This window comes from Synechococcus sp. 1G10 (assembly GCF_002252625.1).
Taxonomy (GTDB): Bacteria; Cyanobacteriota; Cyanobacteriia; order PCC-6307; family Cyanobiaceae; genus Regnicoccus_A.
The window spans coordinates 13,589-33,121 of sequence record NZ_NQKW01000006.1; the positions used below are offsets into that span (position 1 = coordinate 13,589).

The window sequence follows — 19,533 nt, forward strand, 5'->3', positions numbered from 1 at the left end:
GATCGTCCACTGGTTGTGATGGCGTCATGTCGTCACAGGCAGCTGTTAGTTACCCCGGACCTGACCCCCATGGGATTGCCCTGGTATCGGGTGCACACGGTCGTGATCAACGACCCGGGCCGCTTGCTGGCCGTGCACCTCATGCACACCGCTTTGGTCGCCGGCTGGGCCGGCTCCATGGCGCTTTATGAGCTCGCCATTTTTGATCCATCCGACCCGGTGCTCAACCCCATGTGGCGCCAGGGCATGTTCGTCATGCCGTTCATGGCCCGCCTGGGTGTGACAGGCAGCTGGGGCGGTTGGAGCATCACCGGAGAAACCGGCGTCGACCCCGGCTTCTGGAGTTTCGAAGGCGTGGCAGCCGCCCACATCATCTTCAGTGGCCTGCTCTTCCTGGCCGCCATCTGGCACTGGACCTACTGGGATCTTGAGATCTGGCAGGACCCCCGCACGGGTGAACCAGCCCTGGATCTTCCCAAGATCTTCGGCATCCACCTGCTGCTCGCCGGGCTTGGTTGCTTCGGTTTCGGCGCCTTCCACCTCACCGGCGTCTTCGGTCCGGGGATGTGGATCTCCGATCCCTACGGTCTCACCGGACACATCGAGAAAGTGCAGCCCTCCTGGGGGCCGGAAGGGTTCAACCCCTTCAACCCTGGAGGCATCGTTGCCCACCACATCGCCGCAGGCATCGTGGGCATCATCGCCGGCATCTTCCACATCACCACTCGCCCACCAGAGCGCCTCTACAAGGCTCTGAGGATGGGCAACATCGAAACGGTGCTAGCCAGCGCCATCGCTGCAGTGTTCTTTGCCGCCTTCATAGTGGCCGGAACAATGTGGTACGGCTCAGCGGCCACACCGGTAGAGCTGTTCGGCCCGACCCGCTACCAGTGGGACCAGGGCTACTTCCGCACCGAGATCAATCGCCGGGTCCAGACAGCCCTCGAGAACGGCTCCAGTGCCGAAGAGGCTTATGGCGCCATCCCTGAGAAGCTGGCTTTCTTTGATTACGTCGGCAACAGTCCGGCAAAGGGTGGTCTCTTCCGCGTCGGTCCCATGGTGAACGGCGACGGCCTTCCCACCAGCTGGCTGGGCCACATCAGCTTCACCGACAAGGACGGCCGCAACCTTCAGGTGCGCAGGCTGCCCAACTTCTTCGAAAACTTCCCAGTGGTTCTCGAAGACGATCAGGGCATTGTTCGGGCTGACATTCCCTTCCGTCGCGCCGAAGCCCGCTATTCCTTTGAGCAGACTGGCGTGACAGCCACCATCTACGGTGGTGCCCTCAACGGCCAGACCTACACTGACCCTGCTGCGGTCAAGAAACTGGCCCGAAAGGCACAGCTTGGTGAGGCTTTCGAATTTGACCGCGAGACTTACCACTCAGACGGCACCTTCCGCAGTTCACCCCGCGGCTGGTTCACCTTCGGCCATGCCACTTTCGCCCTCCTCTTCTTCTTCGGGCACATCTGGCACGGCGCCCGCACCCTGTACCGGGATGTGTTCGCCGGCATCGACCCCGACCTCGGAGAACAGGTGGAATTCGGTCTGTTCCAGAAGCTGGGAGACCGCAGCACCCGCCGTCTTCCCGAGGGTTACATCCCACCGGCTGGCACCAAGCTCAGCTGATCGCCCCCACTCAGGAGATTCTCGATGGAGAGCTTCGCTTACATCCTCATTCTCACCCTGGCGATCGCCACCCTCTTCTTTGCGATCGCCTTCCGCGATCCTCCGAAGATAGGCAAGTGAGATCCAAGGCTCACAGGAGCCTTTGACCCATCAAGCCCCCGCCCCGGCGGGGGCTTTTTTCATGCCGGGAGCCATCACCAACCAGCCCGCTCCAGCGAGAACGATGCTGCATGGGCTACTACAGCAGATACACCGGTGCAGCTGTGAGCACTCCTCACTTCTCAATCGGAGCTCTACTGACTACACTTCCACTAACCAAACCGCGTGGGTCGCCAAGGGATGCAATGTCCCTCCTGCCAACACACCGATAGCCGGGTGCTGGAATCCCGATCCGCGGACGCTGGCCGCAGTGTTCGGCGGCGGCGTGAGTGCCTCCACTGCGACTTTCGCTTCACCACCTATGAGCGGGTGGAAACCGTGCCGATCACAGTGATCAAGCGCACCGGCACCCGAGAGATTTTCAGCCGCAACAAACTTCTGCATGGCCTGGTGCGAGCCTGCGAAAAAACCGGTCTTGAGCCAGCACGGCTCGAATCCGTGGTCGACGACATCGAGTTGCAACTGCAGCAGCAGCGCCATGGCCGCGAGGTGAGCAGCGCTGAGATCGGTGAACTGGTCTTGCAGCAACTCAGCGAGATCAGCGAGGTGGCCTATGTGCGCTTTGCTTCGGTCTACAGGCAGTTTCAGGGCATCAGCGACTTCGTCGCAACCCTCGAAGGCCTCAGCCGTCGGTCCTCCCCTCAGCGCCCCGATGGCGCGCTTGCAGCCGTGCGCTGAGCCCCTCAGAGGGTGGATTTGTATGATTGTCGATTGCGTGCGTCTGTCGGCGGGCAGGCACGCACATCCTTCATTCTGCCTTGGGCAGACCGCCACCCTTCCATGACAGTGACCCCTTCCGAGATCAGCAGCACCGAGGTCGAACTGGATCCGACAGGCGAAGCCTTGACAGATCTCGATCCGACGGACGAAACCTCGGCTGATCTGAACCTCGACATTCCGGAAGAGGTCCCCACAGCCGACGATCCCAGCAGCCGCGTCGCCAGCCGCGACACCGACAGCGCCGGCTTCACGCTGGAGGAGTTTGCCTCCCTGCTCAGCAAGTACGACTACAACTTCAAGCCCGGTGACGTGGTGAACGGCACCGTGTTCGCCATGGAGCCCAAGGGCGCCATGATCGACATCGGAGCCAAGACCGCCGCCTTCATGCCCCTGCAGGAGGTCTCGATCAACCGGGTCGAGGCCCTCAGCGACGTGCTGCAGCCGGGCGAGGTCCGTGAGTTCTTCATCATGAGTGAGGAGAACGAGGACGGCCAGCTGTCGCTCTCGATCCGCCGCATCGAGTATCAGCGGGCCTGGGAGCGGGTGCGTCAGCTCCAGAAGGAAGACGCCACCATCTACTCCGAGGTTTTCGCCACCAACCGCGGCGGTGCCCTGGTGCGGGTCGAAGGCCTGCGCGGCTTCATCCCCGGCAGCCACATCAGCACCCGCAAGCCCAAGGAAGACCTCGTAGCCGATTTTCTCCCCCTCAAATTCCTGGAAGTGGATGAGGAGCGCAACCGCCTGGTGCTCAGCCATCGTCGCGCCCTGGTGGAGCGCAAGATGAATCGTCTGGAAGTTGGCGAAGTGGTGATCGGTACCGTTCGTGGCATCAAGCCCTACGGAGCCTTCATCGACATCGGCGGGGTCAGCGGTCTGCTGCACATCTCCGAGATCAGCCACGAGCACATTGAGACACCCCACACGGTGCTCAATGTGAACGATCAGATGAAGGTGATGATCATCGACCTCGACGCCGAGAGGGGCCGCATCTCCCTCTCCACCAAGGCTCTCGAGCCAGAACCCGGAGACATGCTCACGGATCCTCAGAAGGTGTTCGACAAGGCCGAGGAAATGGCCGCCCGCTACAAGCAGATGCTGCTTGAGCAGGCCGAGGAGAACGAGCCGATGGGCGTCACCCTCGACTGAGCGCCATAACCTGGGGCGCCTGCACCGATCCGATGGTTCAACTGTTCCTGCGCGGTCAGCCACTCGGATCGGTTGAAGCCATCCTTTTCGACAAGGACGGCACCCTCAGCCTGAGTGAGCCAGGCCTCCTTGCCCTGAGCCGCGCCCGTCTCCAGGCCTGCCTTGAGCATGTCCCTGAAGCTCACCGACCCCAGTTTCAGGACCTGCTTGAGCGGGCTTATGGCTTGGTGGGCGATCAGCTCAACCCGGCCGGCACCACCGCAGTGGCGAGTCGTACCCACAATCTGATCTCCACAGCCACAGCCTTCTGTCAGGTGGGCCTGGGCTGGCCGGAAGCTCTGGATCACAGCGAAGCGGTGTTCGCCGCCATCGATCGTGAGCAGCTCCAGAGCGACGGGGATCGTCCGGGCGAGGCCCCGCTGGCACCGCTCAGCGAAGGGGTAGCCCCTCTGCTGCTGGAGCTTCACCGCTCAGGGGTGCAGCTGGCGGTGATCAGCAACGACGACAGCGAGGGAATCCACCGGTTCCTGGACGGCCACGGCCTAGCTGAGCTGTTCCAGGAGTTCTGGAGCGCCGACATGCGACCTGCCAAGCCGGATCCGGCGGCCGTGCATGGGCTCTGCTCCAGGCTTGGGGTCAGTCCTTCCGCCTGTGCCCTGATCGGGGATGCCAGCAGTGATCTGCGCATGGCCGAGCAGGCAGGGGTGGCCTTGGCTCTGGGCTACAGCGCCGGCTGGAGCAGCAGGCCGCCGCTGCCGGAGCATCTGCCCCGCCTGGATCATTGGCACGAGCTGCAGGTGGCTGGTTCCTCTCGGATGCACCCATCACCGGAGCCGGGCGATAAGCTCAGCCAGCCTGAAGCCGGTGCAAGCCTGGATGAGTCGCTACGTCTTCACATCTGAATCGGTCACCGAGGGCCATCCCGACAAGATCTGTGATCAGATCAGCGATGCCGTTCTCGATGCACTGCTGAGCGCAGACCCCGCCAGCCGGGTGGCCTGCGAAACGGTCGTCAACACCGGGCTCTGCCTGGTCACCGGCGAGGTGAGCACCACGGCCCGCGTCGATATCACCAGCCTGGTACGGGGCGTGATCGAAACGATCGGTTACAGCGGCGCCAAAGCCGGTGGCTTCGATGCCAACAGCTGTGCCGTGCTCACCGCCCTCGACCAGCAGTCGCCCGACATTGCCCAGGGCGTGAATGAGGCCGACGACCACGACGGCGACCCCCTCGATCTGGTGGGTGCTGGTGATCAGGGCATCATGTTCGGCTTCGCCTGCGACGAAACCCCTGAGTTGATGCCCCTGCCGATCAGTCTGGCCCACCGCCTGGCCCGCCGGCTGGCCCAGGTGCGGCACGACAACACCCTTCCTTACCTGCTGCCGGATGGGAAGACCCAGGTCAGCGTCGTTTACGAGAACGATCGGCCGGTGGCGATCGACACCCTGCTGATCTCCACCCAGCACATGGCCGAGATCGACGGAATCAGTGATGAGGCGGGCCTGCGCCAGCGCATCGCCGATGACCTATGGACCCATGTGGTGATCCCAGCCACCGCCGATCTGCCGCTGCAACCCGAGCGCGCTGCGGTTCGCTTTCTGGTCAATCCCACCGGCAAGTTCGTGGTGGGTGGCCCCCAGGGTGATGCGGGCCTGACCGGGCGCAAGATCATCGTCGATACCTATGGCGGAACTGCGCGCCACGGCGGTGGAGCCTTTTCCGGCAAGGATCCCACCAAGGTTGACCGTTCCGCGGCCTACGCCGCCCGCCACGTGGCCAAGAGCCTGGTGGCCGCTGGTCTCGCCCGGCGCGTGGAAGTGCAGCTCAGCTATGCGATCGGCGTTGCCAAGCCCGTGAGCATCCTGGTGCAGAGCTCCGGCACAGGCAAAATCAGCGACGACGACCTCACCGCCCTGGTGCAGGAACACTTTGACCTGCGCCCCGGCGCAATCATCGAGGCCTTCGGCCTGCGCGATCTCCCCCGTCAGCGGGGCGGCCGTTTTTACCAGGATGTGGCTGCCTACGGCCATTTCGGCCGTCCCGACCTGAACCTTCCCTGGGAGGACGTAGGTGAGGCCGCCGCCCGGCTGAAGCAAGCCACAGCCGATCGGGTCCCCGTGGGCCAGCCAGCCGCCTGAGCCCCCTGGCAGCGGGGGTAGACCTGGGCAGCAGCGGCATCCGCCTGGCGGTGATCGACGCTGAAGAGAAGGTACTGGCCGAGAGGGCCACCGCCTATCCCAGCAGTTTCGACGATCCAAACGGCTGGCGGCAGGGGCTGATCACGCTGGTGAGGGACCTTCCCATCCAGCTCAGGCAGCAACTGGGTGCCATCAGCCTCGATGGCACCTCTGGCACCCTGCTGGCCTGCCGCTCCGATGGCACGCCCCTGGGCCCCGCCCTGGCCTACAGCCTCGCCTGCCCTGAGCAGGCGGAGGTTCTGGCGGCTCTGGTGCCTGCCGGCTGCGCCGCCGCCAGCCTGAGCGGCAGCCTGGCCAGGGCCCTGCGACTGCTTGGCCCGCTTACGGGGGAGGCGTCGGCTGTGGGGGGCACGGCGGCCGCCGATCTGCTGCTGCGCCACCAGGCCGACTGGCTGATGGGCTGGTTGCTGGGCGACTGGCGCTGGGGCGAGGAAGGCAACAACCTGCGGCTGGGCTGGGACCTCAGACAGCAGCACTGGACGGGAGACCTGGCCCTGCAACCCTGGGCGTCAGCGCTGCCAGAGGTGGTTGCCAGCGGCTTGGCGCTGGGGCCGCTGGCTCCAGGCTCTGCCTTTGCGCTGGGGTTGCCAGGCTCCTGCCTGGTGGTGGCCGGCAGCACCGATGCAAACGCCGCCGTGCTGGCGGCCGATCCCACTCCTGGCGAAGGAGTCACGGTGCTGGGCACCACCCTGGTGCTGAAACAGTTCGCCTCAGAGCCGATCGAAGCCCCAGGGATCAGCTGCCACCGGCTGGGGGGACGCTGGCTGGTGGGCGGTGCCTCCAACGCCGGCGGCGGAGTGCTGCGCCAGTTCTTCAGCGATGCCGAGCTGGCACGACTCAGCCGTCAGATCAATCCCTCCAGGCCGAGCGGGCTGCACTACCGGCCCCTGCCATCGAGGGGAGAGCGCTTCCCCATCGACGACCCTGATCTGCTGCCGATCCTTGAGCCACGGCCCGTGAGCGATGCGCTGTTCCTGCAGGGGCTGCTCGAAGGGCTGGCCCGGATTGAGGCCCAGGGATGGGCGCGCCTCGCTCAGTTGGGCGCACCGCCACTGCGCCAAGTGATCAGCCTGGGGGGCGGGGCGCGCAATCCCCAGTGGCGTCAGCTTCGACAACAGGCGATCGGCCTGCCGGTGCTCAGCCGTCCTGGCCTGACGCCGGCCGTGGGCATGGCACGGTTGGCCCATAACGTCCTGAAGGCGCCGCAGCCAACGCCGAAGATGGAAGCCTGATTCCTTTGCCAAAAGCCCATGAACGAACGCCTGCGAACCGTGATCTCGATGGCCCTGTTCGTGATCCTGGCCGGCTATGTCAGTTTCAGTGCCATCAGGCTGGGGCTACTGCTCTGGCAGCGGTACGCCCTGGTCTGAGCCAGTTTTCAGCCAGAATCAGCCCTGACTCCTGCCCTGCAGCCATGGCCAGCGATCCCCTCACCGAAGCCGTCAGCGAACGGATCTGTCGCCACATGAACAAAGACCATGGCGAAGCGGTGCTGGCTTATGCCCGCCACTACGGCGGGGCGCAGCAGGCCAGCACCGCCCGCATGCTGCGTGTGAGTCCCGAAGCGATGGACCTGGAGGTGGATGGCGCCAACCTCTCAGTGCCCTTCGATCACGTGCTCAATGACAGCGAAGACGCCCATCGCACCCTGGTGGCGATGCTCAAGGCCTTGCCCGAGTCATGAGCTGGGAACACTGAACGGCAACGTTGCACTCCTCCTAGGAGATCGCCGCCATGGTCCAGGCCCTGTTGAGGGGATGCCTCGAGCTGATCACCCAGGCCACCTGTCCGCTCTGCGGCCGAGCGGCCGAGACTGATGGAGGCAGGAGGCGTGCACAATCGCAGCCTTGCCAGGTCTGCCGCGAATCGCTGGATCTCGAGGCCCAGTCGGGATTGTGTGGTCTTGAGCCCATGCCCTGGTGGGCCCTGGGCTCCTATCAAGGTGCGCTGCGCAGCCTGCTGCTGCGCCAGCGGCGCAAGCCCAGCAACCAGGCGATCCCCTGCCTGGCGAGTTCCCTGGCCGCAACCCTGCCGGCACCGCTTCGGGAGTTGAGCGTCGTGGCGATCCCCAGCTGGAAACAACGGGCCAACCCCCTGCCACTCCTGATCTGTCAGGGGCTGGGCCTGCCCTGCCTGGCTCCCCTGGAGCGCAGCCGCGCCACGCTGGGGCAGCACCACCTCAACCGCCGGCTGCGGGCGCTCAACCAGGAAGGTGCCTTCCGGGTCGTCCCAGACGGAATCTCCAGCAGCCGACGTTCCAGGCAGGGTCTGCTGCTGGTGGATGACATTCTCACCACAGGAGCCACGGCCATGGCCGCCGCCGCCGCCCTTGAAGAGGCCGGTTACCCGGTGATGGGGCTGCTCTGCCTAGCCCGGACGCCTGCTCCAGGCCGTGATCTAAGATCCAGAGGTGCTGCCAAGCGGCCTGCCGGGATAGCTCAGTTGGTAGAGCAGGCGACTGAAAATCGCCGTGTCCCCAGTTCAAATCTGGGTCCTGGCACTCTTTTTTGAAGCCCTTGTTGAAGGCTGTAGCCCATCACTTCGGTGGGCGCCCCTCCAAGCTGCCGTGCTCCGAAGCAATGAGAACCCCTCCCGAGCAACCAGCCAACCAACAGTTCAACAATGCGGACAGCTACGGAATCGCCTTCGATGAGGCCTGGGGACGGATCGGCAGCCTCGATCCAGCTGATTCAGGCGCCCGTGAAGCCGCCCTCCAAGGGGTGATTAGCGGCTTGTGCGATCACCCTTTCGCCCTGAGCCAACCGGAGCTGGTGCGCCAGGTCGCGGAATTCCGCCTGCGCCTGTTTCAGCGCTGAGGGCGCTGAGGTAGGCCGGCCCCATAGGATTCGCCCCATGACCAGCTCCCTGACGCGCCTGGTCCGGATGCTGAGCGCTGGGTTCAGCAATCAGGACCAGGCTTTCGAGAACCCACCCCTCTACGCCCACATACTGGTGCGCTTTCGGCCGCTTCCGCAGCTGGATCCAGGTTCCCTGTTGCTGGAGCAGTCCTACGCCTTCGCACCCGGCCAGCCCTACCGCATTCGGGTGCTGCGTGCCGAAAGCGTCACAGACGGCAGCCTGCGGATCCATAACCACGCCCTCCACGACGAGCGGCGGTTCTGGGGAGCGGTGGAGGATCCTGAGCGCATGGCGAAGATCCAAACCGAGGACCTGCGTCTGCTCGAAGGTTGCACCTATGTGGTGCAACAGAAGGGCGAGGCCTTCATCGGGGAGGTCGAACCTGGCTGCCGTTGCCTGGTGGAACGCAAGGGAGCCACGGCCTACCTCGTGAGCAGCTTCGAAATTGACGGTACGTCGATGCGCACGATCGACAGGGGGCACGACCCCGCCACCCATGACCAGCTCTGGGGATCCCTGGCTGGGCCGTTTGAATTCCAGCGCACCGACGACTTCAGCGCTGAGATTCCAATCGCCTGGCTGGAGAGCTGGAGGCCCTGACCCGGACTGGACCTGGGCTGGATCAAGCCGGTGCGCAACAAAAGATTATGAAGCTAGTCAAACAAATTGAGCAAGATATTAAAGCTATATGAGGTCTTTTGTCACTAGGGGTTTGTGCTCAACAGAGGTGCCTATGTTCATCGCCCATTCCTCTGGCACTCCATGGCTCTGCCCCTGATCGAACTCAATCCCATCGCCCTCAATGCCCGCGTCACCAGCTTGGCGGTGGGCAGTGAAGAAGAGCCGCGGCGGACGCCGGAGGGGGTGCTCCGCAGCCCCCAGGCCATGGATGAACTGATCGAGAGGGCCTACCGTCAGATCTTCTTCCATGCTTTCAAAGCCGACAGGGAACCGGGGCTTGAGTCCAGGCTGCGCCGCGGTCAGATCAGCATCAAGCAGTTCATCCGCGGCCTGCTCCTTTCAGATAAGTTCCGCAGAGATTTCTACCGTTGCAACAGCAACTACGCAGTTGTAGAGCAGGTGGTTGGCCGCGTTCTCGGTCGACCGGCGCATGGCGAGCGCGAGAGGATCGCCTTCTCGATTCTGATTGCCGCCGAAGGAATGCAGAGTTTCGTCGATGCCCTGCTCGACTCGCCTGAATATGTCGACACCTTCGGCGAGGATGAAGTTCCTTACCAGCGCTCGCGTGTCCTCCCAGGCCGCAGCCTGGGGGAAAAGCCATTCAACCAGCAGGCTCCGCGCTATTCCTCCTACTGGCGCGACATCAGTGCAACCCGCGCGCCTGCCGGCCCATTCAGCGCCGGCTCACAACTGGAGCGGGGGCTGCGCTCACCTACCTGGGTCGATGGTCAGCCGCCGAAGCTGGCTCAGACCATCTGGCTGGGGCTTGCAGCCATCGGCGGCGTGGAACTGCTGCGCATACTGATCACCACCGCGGCCGCGATGCTCAAGACAGGCTCACTCGGCTGAAGCCTCAGATCCAGGTGGAGCGGACCTGAGCCGATGGCCTGATTCAGGCGCTCAGCTCATCCATGAAGGGCTGCTCCCCCTCGTCTGGGAACACCGTTTCCGAGCTGTCCCCGTACTCGTTCTCTGGGGCAGGATCGGCGGCGACGCCAAGCACACGCAAGGGCCTCACCAGGCCTCCAGCAGGGGCCATGCCTTCTGAAGCCTGGCGCTGAGCGGGTTGATCCAGCAGGGTTTCCAGCCTGGTCAGGCGATCATCGGTCTGCTCCAGAAGGTCGAGAACAGCGGCTGAATCGACACCATCCCGGCCTGATCGATCCAGCAACCGGAACTGTTGATCCTCCAGGAGGAGCAGACGATCCTCCATCTCCAGGAGGCGCAAGGTGAGCGTTTCAGTGAGCTCGCCGAGAGCATTGAGCTGAACGCTGAAGCGCAGGGGCCAAGCCTCGGAATCAGGTGCCGTCGTCATGGGTCGTGCTGCGACCGCGTTGGCCGGATATTATCGGGCTGCGCTCAGGACGCCATAGAGGGGAATGTGTCGTGACCCCTCAGATCCCCCCTCTGCCTGATGGTTGTGAGATCAAGCCATCAGCAAGACATGCTGACAGGCCCGCGATGAGAGCTAAATCTTTAGACTAGGCTCCTGATCAGAGCACGAACTCCTCCTCCTGGTCGGCCCTTCAATGAGGGTGTGCCGCTCAAGGCCCTTGCGGCCCAAGCCGGGATCAGGCTAATCAGCGCCTGCAATTGGCTGGCAGGCTTCCGTGGGGGTGGCTTGGCGACACGGATGGACCAACGGTGTGATCGCCGAATTGCCAGAGCCTTCAAGCGTCCCCACTCGACCGCCTCTCGGTTAATGAACTTCCTGCGGCTGGCTCCCATCGAGCGTGTCGGCCATCGGAGCCGTCGAGGCGAAAAGGCTGGCTGGCATTGGATCTCAGTCATCCCCTTACCCACCCTTACACGCCGCAAACCAACGGCAAGGCCGATCGTTTCGTCAGAACCCTCCTGACGGAATGGGCCAAAGTCATCATGTACCAGACCTCAGAGGAACGGAACCTCTGGCTGCCTGGGTATCTGGGAATCTGAGAAGGCCACAGGTCCCACTTGGATCTCGCTGGCCTCAGACCTCACTGAGTGCCTACGGCGGACGCTGATCGCTGAATGCCTTGGTGGGACTACACAGCTGGGCACTCTCCCACAGATGACCGTTTGTGAATCATCGCCCATGGGAACGGCAAGGGGGCTAACAATACTCATGTCAGCGGAGGCCCTTCTGGCTATGGGCAGGCTCAGTCGGCCCATAGCCAGAAACTACGCACTTGACTCTCGAGAGCGCAAGTTGCGCACTCTCACACAACTCACGACCCCCATCCGTCGAGAACAGGAGCTTTTTATTCAATGTTCGACGCTTTCACCAAGGTCATTGCCCAGGCTGATGCCCGTGGCGAATTCCTCAGTTCTAGTCAGATCGACGCCCTGGGGTCGATTGTTGCTGATAGCAACAAGAGAATGGATGCCGTCAACCGGATCACCTCCAACGCTTCCACGATCGTTGCCAATGCAGCCCGCGATCTGTTCGCTCAGCAACCGGCGCTGATCGCACCCGGGGGCAACGCTTACACAAGCCGCAGGATGGCCGCATGCCTACGTGACATGGAGATCATCCTCCGCTACATCACGTATTCCATTTTCACCGGAGACACATCCATTCTCGAAGATCGTTGCCTCAACGGCCTGCGGGAAACCTATCTTGCCCTTGGCACTCCTGGCGCTTCTGTCGCCGAAGGTGTACGCAAAATGAAGGATGCCTCCATTGCCATCGTCAACGATCGCGGCGGCATCACATCGGGCGATTGCAGCAATTTGATCTCCGAAATCGGCACCTACTTTGATCGCGCCGCCGCCGCCGTGGCCTGATCTGCATTCCCTTTCAGGACAATCCTTACGCTCTCCCCTTTACCCATGTCGAAGACTCCGCTCACCGAGGCTGTCGCAGCTGCCGACTCCCAAGGCCGCTTTCTCAGCAACACCGAAATCAATGCCGCCTTCGGACGCTTCACTCGAGCCAAGTCGGCTCTTGAGGCTGCTAAAGGATTGACAGCCAAAGCAGACACCCTTGTGAATGGCGCCGCGCAAGCCGTCTACAGCAAGTTCCCCTACACCACCCAGATGCAGGGGCCCACGTACGCTGCCGACCAACGCGGGAAGGACAAGTGCGCCCGTGATATCGGTTACTACCTGCGCATGGTCACCTACTGTCTTGTGGCTGGTGGCACCGGTCCGATGGACGAATACCTGATCGCTGGCATCGATGAGATCAACCGTACCTTTGAACTTTCTCCCTCCTGGTACGTGGAGGCCCTGAAATACATCAAGGCCAACCACGGCATGAGTGGAGAGCCTGGAACCGAGGCGAACAACTACATCGACTATGCCATCAACGCGCTTGTCTGAAGCAGGCAAGGCGACCTGAGATCGCCAATTTTCAATGATGCTGGCCTCCTTCGGGGGGCCTTCTTCATGTCTGCGCAAGCCAAATGGGATCACTTCACAGCCACAGCATTTACCCTCTGTTCAAGGAACCTCAATCCGCGAGCAGGGGAAGTCACGATTGATGTGGATTCCTTCCTCCCGCCCCCATAGGCTCCATCTTCTAGGGGAAGATTTCATTCAAGCTATCAAGTAACCATGGTACTGCCTTTGCTTCCTGTTAGGCCGCTTACCATGAATGCGCGGGTCACCAGCTTCGCCCTGGCAGGTGAGGAATGCAGCCGGCAGTCCCAGTCGGCCGCGCGCAGCATCGCCGGGACCTGCGATCGTCGTGACCTGGATATCCAGATCGAGCAGGCCTATCGACAGATCTTCTTCCACGCCTTCAAGATGGACCGCGATCCCATGCTGGAATCCCAGTTGCGCTCCGGGCAGATCACCATGCGGGACTTCGTGCGTGGTCTGCTGTTGTCGCAGAAATTCCGCGACGACTTCTACCGCTGCAACAGCAACTATCGGATGGTCGAACAGACCATCGGCCGAGTGCTTGGGAGGCCCGTCTACGGTGACCAGGAACGCATCGCCTATTCGATTCTGATCGCCCAGCGTGGTCTTCCTTCCCTGGTGGATGCACTCCTGGATTCCGAAGAGTACATGCAGACCTTCGGCTATGACACGGTGCCCTTCCAGCGATCCCGTGTTCTGCCTGGACAGGCGGTGGGCACGATGCCCTTCAACCAGCAAGCGCCTCGCTATCAAGCCTACTGGCGGGACAGCAACTCCAAGCGGGCTCCCGCACAATCGCTGATGTGGCAGAACAGCACCATGGGTCAACGGCCTGCCTGGCTGGCCAATGCCCCCGCTCCATGGGCTCGCAAGCTCTGGCTGAACACCGTCGCGGCAGGGGGCTTCGTGATCACTGGATTGATGCTTTGGATCGCCGTTTCCATGCTCAGCACCGGTGGGCCGGGCTAGTGTTCGAGAGGTTGGAAACCGAGCGAGTTCCTGGCAAATACCAGATTGGAGAGCACACCGCAGAGAGAGACTGTCATGAATGATTCCTGTCACAGGCTTCTCACCCTGCTGAAGTCATCTTATGGCCAGCATGACATCGTCGTCGACGAAGGTCAAACTGATCTACGCTTAAATCTTCTCCCCGAAACTATCGACCTGTGGGGAGCTACTTACTCTCAGGCAGACAACCCCGACAACAATCTTCTGCTTGCCTGTTCCAGTTCAAGTGGCCCAATTGAGGACTGTTCATTGACCTGGGTTGTAGGCTCAGCGATCCGCCATGTTCATGTCAACAGTGAGGATGAGTGTCGGCAGCTATTTCATGCTCTCGGACTGAAAACTGGGTTAGCAGATGCTATCGTCCGCCATTGTCCTGGTATAGCGAATGGAGCCATCTGGGCCTTGTATAATGAACGACATGGACATCTAGTTGCAACTCCCGTGGTCTCTGCAGGGTTGGGACGTGAGGCAATGGCCAGGTTCGCCTCGATCTCCTCATGAAGGCAAAATCATCGATGCTGCAGAAGTGATGGCGAAAAACTTGCCTGAGATGATTGCAGGGGCTCGGATCCTTGGCCTTGCTCATGACAAGACCCTCCCGGCGAATGTTCGTGCAATTTTCCGGCGCGCTGATGATGAGAGCAGGCCTTTGACCACAAAGGAATTCGATGAGATTTGCCAGTTCTCCTCCATTGATTCCGAACCCCTACGCCTGCTTCAAGAGAACGCCTCACAAGTAGTAGCAGACGTCAAGAGAAGATTGGTGGCAGAGGATCCTGGCCTGATCAAGCCCGGTGGATCACTTTTCCCGGAAAGTCGCTCCGAGGCATGCTGGCGCGACTGCTGGCATTTTCTCCGCATCGCCATCTATGCCGTGGCCGCTGATCGGCAATCGTTCACGCACCCACCAGGAGTCAGCGGCTTGCGTGAACTTTATCGAGAACTGGCCGTTCCTATCGACAGCATGGCCAAGGCTTTATGCTACCTGCGTGAAGTCGCAGCTATTCACTACGGATCGCTCGGCGGAAGCAAGGATACCTGGCGCCTGGAAATGGTCATTCGCCATCTGGAGGAGATAATCAGGGAGTTCTCCTGCCAAGCTGGAGAGGTAGGAGCCCCTGTTCTATGATGTTTTATTTCTCCATCGTGGAGTGCACTCTTCCCTGGGGATCCACAGGGCTCCCCAGCAGTAACCTGAACTGGGAGAGTTCCATCTTTGCAGATTGTTTCTAAGTATTCGTGGGCCTCGTGCATAGCACATCGCAATCTTCAATAGTGCCTGGTTGGCTTCCTCCGGAATCCAAACTCCCTTCCAACCAGGCCATCGGTCGTGCTTTCGACGCTAGAGGAGCTGATTGGCGTGGGCTGGATCTCGGTGCTACTGATCTCACAGAAGCACGCCTTTGTCGTGTCGATTTAAGGGGAACGAATCTGAGTAGATGCACACTCGATGGAGCCGATCTGCGACTGGCTCGATATGACGGCATGACCATCTGGCCAGACAACTACGAGTTTCGAGGTTCCGGTGCAGTAGGTCCCAAGGCCAAGTTAAGCGGCCACTTTCTCAATAGCGCCGATCTTTCCGGCATGGACCTTAGCGGCTCCCTATTGATGGGTGCATACCTCAGCGGTGCAGATCTCAGCGGTGCTTGCCTCAGAGGAGTGCGCCTGGCAGGAGCGGATCTGCGCCATGCCGTGCTGCGCGGTGCTCTTTGCGAAGGGGTGCGTTTCTCAGGTTGTCAGCTGGATTATGCCGATTTTCGTTGGGCGAGCCTGACCGATGCTGACCTTTCCGCAGCCGAATCGATCCGTGGTTCCGACTTCACGAGCTCATCAGGGCTGGACTCGATTCGAGAGACCCTGATCGGACGGCCGTTCCAGGAGCTGGACTGTTGGAACCCGCTCACTCGCCGTACGACCCGCGACAGCCTGATGACCTAAACATTGCCGCATGCATGTATGCACCATCACCCTCCCACAGACCATGCCAAGGTCGGCGTGGTTCTCCTGAACCTCGGAGGCCCTGAGCGGATCGAGGATGTCGCCCCGTTCCTCTATAACCTGTTCTCCGATCCGGAAATCATCCGGCTGCCAACCCCGGTGCTGCAGAAGCCCCTGGCTTGGCTGATCAGCAGCCTGCGCAGCAACAAGTCCAAGCAAGCTTACCGCTCCATTGGCGGCGGTTCCCCTCTACGCCGAATCACCGAGCAGCAGGCCCGCGAACTGCAGAGCGAGCTGCGGGCGCGAGGCATCGAGGCCACAAGCTACGTAGCCATGCGCTATTGGCATCCCTTCACCGAGTCGGCCGTGTCCGACATCAAAGCGGACGGGATGGATCAGGTGGTGGTGTTGCCTCTCTACCCCCACTTCTCGATCAGTACCAGCGGATCCAGCTTTCGGGAACTGCAGCGCCTGCGCCGGGCCGATCCAGACTTCGCAAAGCTTCCGATCCACTGCATCCGCGGTTACTACGACGACCCCGGCTACTTAGGGGCCATGGCCGAACTGATCTCTCGGGAGATTCAGGCCTGTCCCGAACCCGGCAGCGCCCATGTGTTCTTCAGCGCCCATGGCGTGCCCAAGAGCTACGTGGAAGTGGCGGGCGATCCCTATCAGAACGAGATCGAGACCTGCGCCCGCCTGATCATGGAGAGACTGGCCGGCGACCTGGGCCACTCCAACCCTTACACCCTGGCCTACCAAAGCCGAGTGGGCCCAGTGGAGTGGCTGAAGCCGTACACCGATGAAGCCCTGCATGAGCTTGGTGAAGCAGGCGTGAAGGATCTGGTGGTGGTGCCCATCAGCTTCGTGAGCGAGCACATCGAGACCCTCGAGGAAATCGACATCGAATACCGGGAGATCGCCAGACAGGTGGGCATCCTCAACTTCCGCCGTGTACCGGCCCTCGACACCACCCCCTCCTTCATCCACGGGTTGGCAGATCTGGTGCAACATGCCCTGGCCGGGCCGGAGGTAAACCTTGACCAGGCAGCCACACTTCAGATCAAGGTGAAGCTGTATCCACAGGACAGGTGGGCCTGGGGCTGGAACAACAGCTCGGAAGTGTGGAACGGGCGGCTTGCTATGTTGGGATTCTTGGTAATCCTGATGGAACTATTGAGTGGCAACGGACCTCTCCACGCCATCAATCTGCTTTGAGATAGGGTGTCACTACCCTCAGTTTCCTTCCTCCAATTGAGCTTTGTTAAGAACTCAGGGAGAAGAGGCAGTGGCATTTGATTATAGCGGAGTCACTCAAGACATGCGTTCATAATGGCTTTTGGTCCCGCCTCGCTCCTAGGCGTCGAACGGTTTGACAGCCAGGATCCGCTTGAACTGTTACCAAACGATACAGATGCCAAGAAAGAGCAGCTCATCCGTGCAGTGTATCGGCAGGTGCTCGGCAACTCCTATGTGATGGAAAGCGAGCGCCAGCTGGTCCCCGAATCTCAGTTCAAGCTGGGCGAGCTAAGCCTGCGCGAGTTCGTACGCAGCGTTGCCAAAAGTGAGCTGTATCGCACTCGTTTTTTTGATTCCTGCCCTCGCTACCGCTACATCGAGCTGGGCTTCCGCCACCTCCTGGGCCGGGCCCCAGCCGACTTTGCCGAGATGCGCGTCCATGCCGAACTTCTCGATAGCAAAGGATATGAAGCGGATATCGACAGTTTCATAGATTCAACGGAATATCAGGACACTTTCGGTGAGTGGACAGTCCCCTTCCACCGTGGCTGGAAGACCGAAAGCTGCAAAACCATGCAGGAATTCACTTGGAGCTTCCAACTGCTCCGTGGTGCCAGCAGCAGTAGCTTCAAAGGCAATCTCTCCGGCAAGGCAGCACGACTAGGTGGAAATGTCTATGTGAATCGCCCACTCCCGGTTGTTCCTCCCTCCTCCACGGATACACAAGGATGGAGCTTCAGGCCTTCTGCCAATTTCCAAGACGCCGCAACGCGACTGGGCGTCGGCGCCGGCCAGGAGGGTCGCATCTATCGGGTTGAAGTAACGGCCTACAGGGCCAACTCGATCCGGCCGATTTCACGCTACAAAAAGTCCAATCGGACTTATTTCGTCCCCTTCAACAAGCTGTCTCAAACCTACAAGGAAATTCACCGTGAAGGTGGGGTGATTGCCAGTATCACTCCAAACTGAAAAGCGAGATTTTCATTTTCCCCTTGCCGATTCCCTCGCCACCTGCAAAACCATGTCTTCCCAGTCCGCAGCCCTGAGCTTTGGTGCCACCACTCTCCTCGATGCACCTGCTTCTTACAAGCCCGGCGCCGATGAAACGAGCCTCAACCTCGTTATCAGCGCCTCTTACCGGCATGTGTTCGGCAACACGATGCCCATGGAAAGCGAGCGTCTTGACTCTGCCGAATCACAACTTCGCAACGGCACCATCTCGGTACGCGATTTTGTCCGCTGCCTGGCCAAGTCACCCTTCTATCGCGCACGCTTTTACGAAGCCGTTGCGCCTCACCGTTCGGTTGAACTGGCCATCAAGCACCTGCTGGGGCGACCTCCCATCGACGAGGCTGAGGTGAGCACGCACGTAGCTAAAATCGCCAACGAAGGGTTCGAAGCGGATGTCGACGCCCTGATCGATTCCGACGAGTACGCCTCAGCCTTTGGAGAACACACGGCACCCCATATCCGTTCCTGGAACAGCCCAGAAGGGGCAGCACAGTCGTCCTTCAATCGCATCGCCGCGCTGGAGCAGAACTTCGCTGGCAGCGACATCGCAATGGGGTCACGTAGCCAGTTGCTGACCAGCCTCGCCATGGGACAGCCAATAACCATTCGTCTGCCGGCACATGCTTACCTTACCCAGTCCGGAAGAAGCCTTTCTGGCTCGGGTATGAGCAGTCGAGGAGCCTTTGCTCCTGTGCGCCGCAGCAGCAGCGATGGCGGTGATAGCACAAGCCTGAGAGGTGATCTGTATGTGGGCTTCGGTCTTGGCCAGCGCAGTCAGGAGGTCTTCCAGCGTTGCCAGGGAGACACTGCCGACCAGATCCAGGCACTGATCCGTGCCACCTACCGGCAGGTGATGGGTAACCCTCATCTGATGGAAAGCGAGCGCGTGCTCACCTCAGAAAGCAAGTTCATCGAGGGTTATCTGAGCACCCGTGAGTTCGTGCGTTCCATTGCCTGCTCCCATGAATACCGTCGCCGCTTTTTTGAAACCAACGCTCCCTATCGTTTTGTAGAGCTCAACTTCAAGCACCTGCTCGGCCGCGCACCCAACTCCCAGGCGGAAGTGAGTGAACACATCCGTCTGCTGGCTGAAAACGGCTATGAGGCAGACATCAGCAGCTACCTCGATAGCACCGAATATCAGACGTACTTCGGTGAAGATACAGTTCCCTTCCCCCGTATCCAGACAGAGAATGGCCGCGACCAGATCAGCTTCAATCGCCACCTGTCTCTTGTGGCGGGATATTCAAGCAGTGACACCATTCAGAATTCCTCAAGTCTGGTGAATTCGCTGGCGGCCAAAGCGCTCCCTGCCGGATGGAGCAACACAACCGTGCGGATCAATCGCTCGAGTGTCTTCAGCGGCTCTGTCGATCCCACCACAAAAAGGTATCGGATCGTTGTACAAGCGCAACCCGCTGGAGGGCGCCAGCGCACCCCGAATGCCAGCTATCTGGTATCCGGCAAGGACATGACGACCCAACTGGGTTATATCCATCGCCGTGGGGGCCGAATTGTCTCGATCACGGAAGTGGCCTGATCCAAGCAGGGGCCATCTGCCCGGCTGGCTCGCTGAGCAACCTGTCCATTCCTTTC

General features: G+C 61.0%; 21 protein-coding genes, 1 tRNA gene and 1 pseudogene. 21 read left to right on the top strand and 2 right to left on the bottom strand.

Annotated features, from left to right (window positions below; genetic code table 11):
- The first annotated feature begins 69 nt into the window (after positions 1–69).
- The 8 genes from psbB (at position 70) to CJZ82_RS06705 (ending at position 7,537) form a co-directional block, all read left to right on the top strand.
- Entirely contained in the window at positions 70–1,629 is a 1,560-nt protein-coding gene (gene psbB, locus CJZ82_RS06670) for a photosystem II chlorophyll-binding protein CP47 (RefSeq protein WP_094555033.1), read from the top strand.
- A 24-nt stretch (positions 1,630–1,653) separates the two neighbouring features.
- Positions 1,654–1,749, top strand: a complete 96-nt coding sequence (locus tag CJZ82_RS06675) for a photosystem II reaction center protein T (protein ID WP_006042122.1) — start codon at positions 1,654–1,656, stop codon at positions 1,747–1,749.
- A 219-nt stretch (positions 1,750–1,968) separates the two neighbouring features.
- Positions 1,969–2,466, top strand: coding sequence for a transcriptional regulator NrdR (gene nrdR, locus CJZ82_RS06680; protein ID WP_094555034.1), 498 nt, complete (start codon positions 1,969–1,971; stop codon positions 2,464–2,466).
- Between the two features lie 102 nt (positions 2,467–2,568).
- Positions 2,569–3,654, top strand: a complete 1,086-nt coding sequence (locus CJZ82_RS06685) for a 30S ribosomal protein S1 (protein ID WP_094555035.1) — start codon at positions 2,569–2,571, stop codon at positions 3,652–3,654.
- Between the two features lie 32 nt (positions 3,655–3,686).
- A complete protein-coding gene (locus tag CJZ82_RS06690; protein ID WP_094555036.1) occupies positions 3,687–4,556 on the top strand; it encodes an HAD family hydrolase in 870 nt (289 codons plus the stop codon).
- Positions 4,531–5,793 (top strand): methionine adenosyltransferase, encoded by a 1,263-nt coding sequence (gene metK, locus CJZ82_RS06695; protein WP_094555037.1) that lies wholly within the window; start codon positions 4,531–4,533, stop codon positions 5,791–5,793. Before CJZ82_RS06690 ends, metK begins: the two co-directional genes overlap by 26 nt.
- A gap of 44 nt (positions 5,794–5,837) precedes the next feature.
- Positions 5,838–7,085 carry an FGGY-family carbohydrate kinase gene (locus tag CJZ82_RS06700; protein ID WP_369820029.1) on the top strand — a complete coding sequence of 416 codons (1,248 nt, stop codon included), beginning with the start codon at positions 5,838–5,840 and terminating at the stop codon, positions 7,083–7,085.
- A 182-nt stretch (positions 7,086–7,267) separates the two neighbouring features.
- Positions 7,268–7,537, top strand: coding sequence for a DUF2470 domain-containing protein (locus CJZ82_RS06705; protein ID WP_094555039.1), 270 nt, complete (start codon positions 7,268–7,270; stop codon positions 7,535–7,537).
- 253 nt (positions 7,538–7,790) lie between these two features.
- Here the strand turns inward: CJZ82_RS06705 and CJZ82_RS18280 are convergent, their stop codons facing one another.
- Positions 7,791–7,943, bottom strand: coding sequence for a hypothetical protein (locus tag CJZ82_RS18280; protein WP_158218500.1), 153 nt, complete (start codon positions 7,941–7,943; stop codon positions 7,791–7,793).
- A 337-nt stretch (positions 7,944–8,280) separates the two neighbouring features.
- On the opposite strand from CJZ82_RS18280, the gene CJZ82_RS06710 reads away from it, so the two are divergent.
- The 4 genes from CJZ82_RS06710 to CJZ82_RS06725 all read left to right on the top strand — a co-directional run bounded on the left by CJZ82_RS06710 (position 8,281) and on the right by CJZ82_RS06725 (position 10,242).
- A tRNA-Phe gene (locus CJZ82_RS06710) sits at positions 8,281–8,353 on the top strand.
- A gap of 79 nt (positions 8,354–8,432) precedes the next feature.
- Positions 8,433–8,669, top strand: coding sequence for a hypothetical protein (locus CJZ82_RS06715; protein WP_094555040.1), 237 nt, complete (start codon positions 8,433–8,435; stop codon positions 8,667–8,669).
- Between the two features lie 37 nt (positions 8,670–8,706).
- The gene (locus tag CJZ82_RS06720) at positions 8,707–9,312 is read left to right on the top strand and encodes a chromophore lyase CpcT/CpeT (protein WP_094555041.1); all 606 of its coding nucleotides are present in this window, start codon (positions 8,707–8,709) and stop codon (positions 9,310–9,312) included.
- 162 nt (positions 9,313–9,474) lie between these two features.
- Positions 9,475–10,242, top strand: a complete 768-nt coding sequence (locus tag CJZ82_RS06725) for a phycobilisome rod-core linker polypeptide (protein WP_094555042.1) — start codon at positions 9,475–9,477, stop codon at positions 10,240–10,242.
- A gap of 43 nt (positions 10,243–10,285) precedes the next feature.
- On the opposite strand, the gene CJZ82_RS06730 is transcribed toward CJZ82_RS06725, so the two are convergent.
- Complete coding sequence (locus CJZ82_RS06730; RefSeq protein ID WP_094555043.1) at positions 10,286–10,708, bottom strand: hypothetical protein; 423 nt, start codon at positions 10,706–10,708, stop codon at positions 10,286–10,288.
- A 932-nt stretch (positions 10,709–11,640) separates the two neighbouring features.
- On the opposite strand from CJZ82_RS06730, the gene CJZ82_RS06735 reads away from it, so the two are divergent.
- The 9 genes and pseudogenes from CJZ82_RS06735 to CJZ82_RS06770 all read left to right on the top strand — a co-directional run bounded on the left by CJZ82_RS06735 (position 11,641) and on the right by CJZ82_RS06770 (position 19,477).
- Positions 11,641–12,159 (top strand): phycocyanin subunit beta, encoded by a 519-nt coding sequence (locus CJZ82_RS06735; RefSeq protein WP_094555044.1) that lies wholly within the window; start codon positions 11,641–11,643, stop codon positions 12,157–12,159.
- 45 nt (positions 12,160–12,204) lie between these two features.
- A complete protein-coding gene (gene cpcA, locus CJZ82_RS06740; protein ID WP_094555045.1) occupies positions 12,205–12,696 on the top strand; it encodes a phycocyanin subunit alpha in 492 nt (163 codons plus the stop codon).
- Positions 12,697–12,966: 270 nt separating this feature from the next.
- A complete protein-coding gene (locus CJZ82_RS06745) occupies positions 12,967–13,707 on the top strand; it encodes a phycobilisome rod-core linker polypeptide (protein ID WP_369820028.1) in 741 nt (246 codons plus the stop codon).
- A gap of 568 nt (positions 13,708–14,275) precedes the next feature.
- Complete coding sequence (locus tag CJZ82_RS06750; protein WP_094555047.1) at positions 14,276–14,875, top strand: hypothetical protein; 600 nt, start codon at positions 14,276–14,278, stop codon at positions 14,873–14,875.
- 146 nt (positions 14,876–15,021) lie between these two features.
- A pseudogene (locus CJZ82_RS19545) lies at positions 15,022–15,201 on the top strand (pentapeptide repeat-containing protein); the annotation flags it as partial.
- Positions 15,202–15,231: 30 nt separating this feature from the next.
- Positions 15,232–15,687 carry a pentapeptide repeat-containing protein gene (locus CJZ82_RS06755; RefSeq protein ID WP_315857157.1) on the top strand — a complete coding sequence of 152 codons (456 nt, stop codon included), beginning with the start codon at positions 15,232–15,234 and terminating at the stop codon, positions 15,685–15,687.
- Positions 15,688–15,705: 18 nt separating this feature from the next.
- Positions 15,706–16,905 (top strand): ferrochelatase, encoded by a 1,200-nt coding sequence (gene hemH / locus CJZ82_RS06760; protein WP_094555048.1) that lies wholly within the window; start codon positions 15,706–15,708, stop codon positions 16,903–16,905.
- A gap of 114 nt (positions 16,906–17,019) precedes the next feature.
- Entirely contained in the window at positions 17,020–17,895 is an 876-nt protein-coding gene (locus CJZ82_RS06765) for a phycobilisome linker polypeptide (RefSeq protein WP_094555049.1), read from the top strand.
- Positions 17,896–17,947: 52 nt separating this feature from the next.
- A complete protein-coding gene (locus CJZ82_RS06770; RefSeq protein WP_094555050.1) occupies positions 17,948–19,477 on the top strand; it encodes a phycobilisome rod-core linker polypeptide in 1,530 nt (509 codons plus the stop codon).
- Positions 19,478–19,533: the final 56 nt, after the last annotated feature.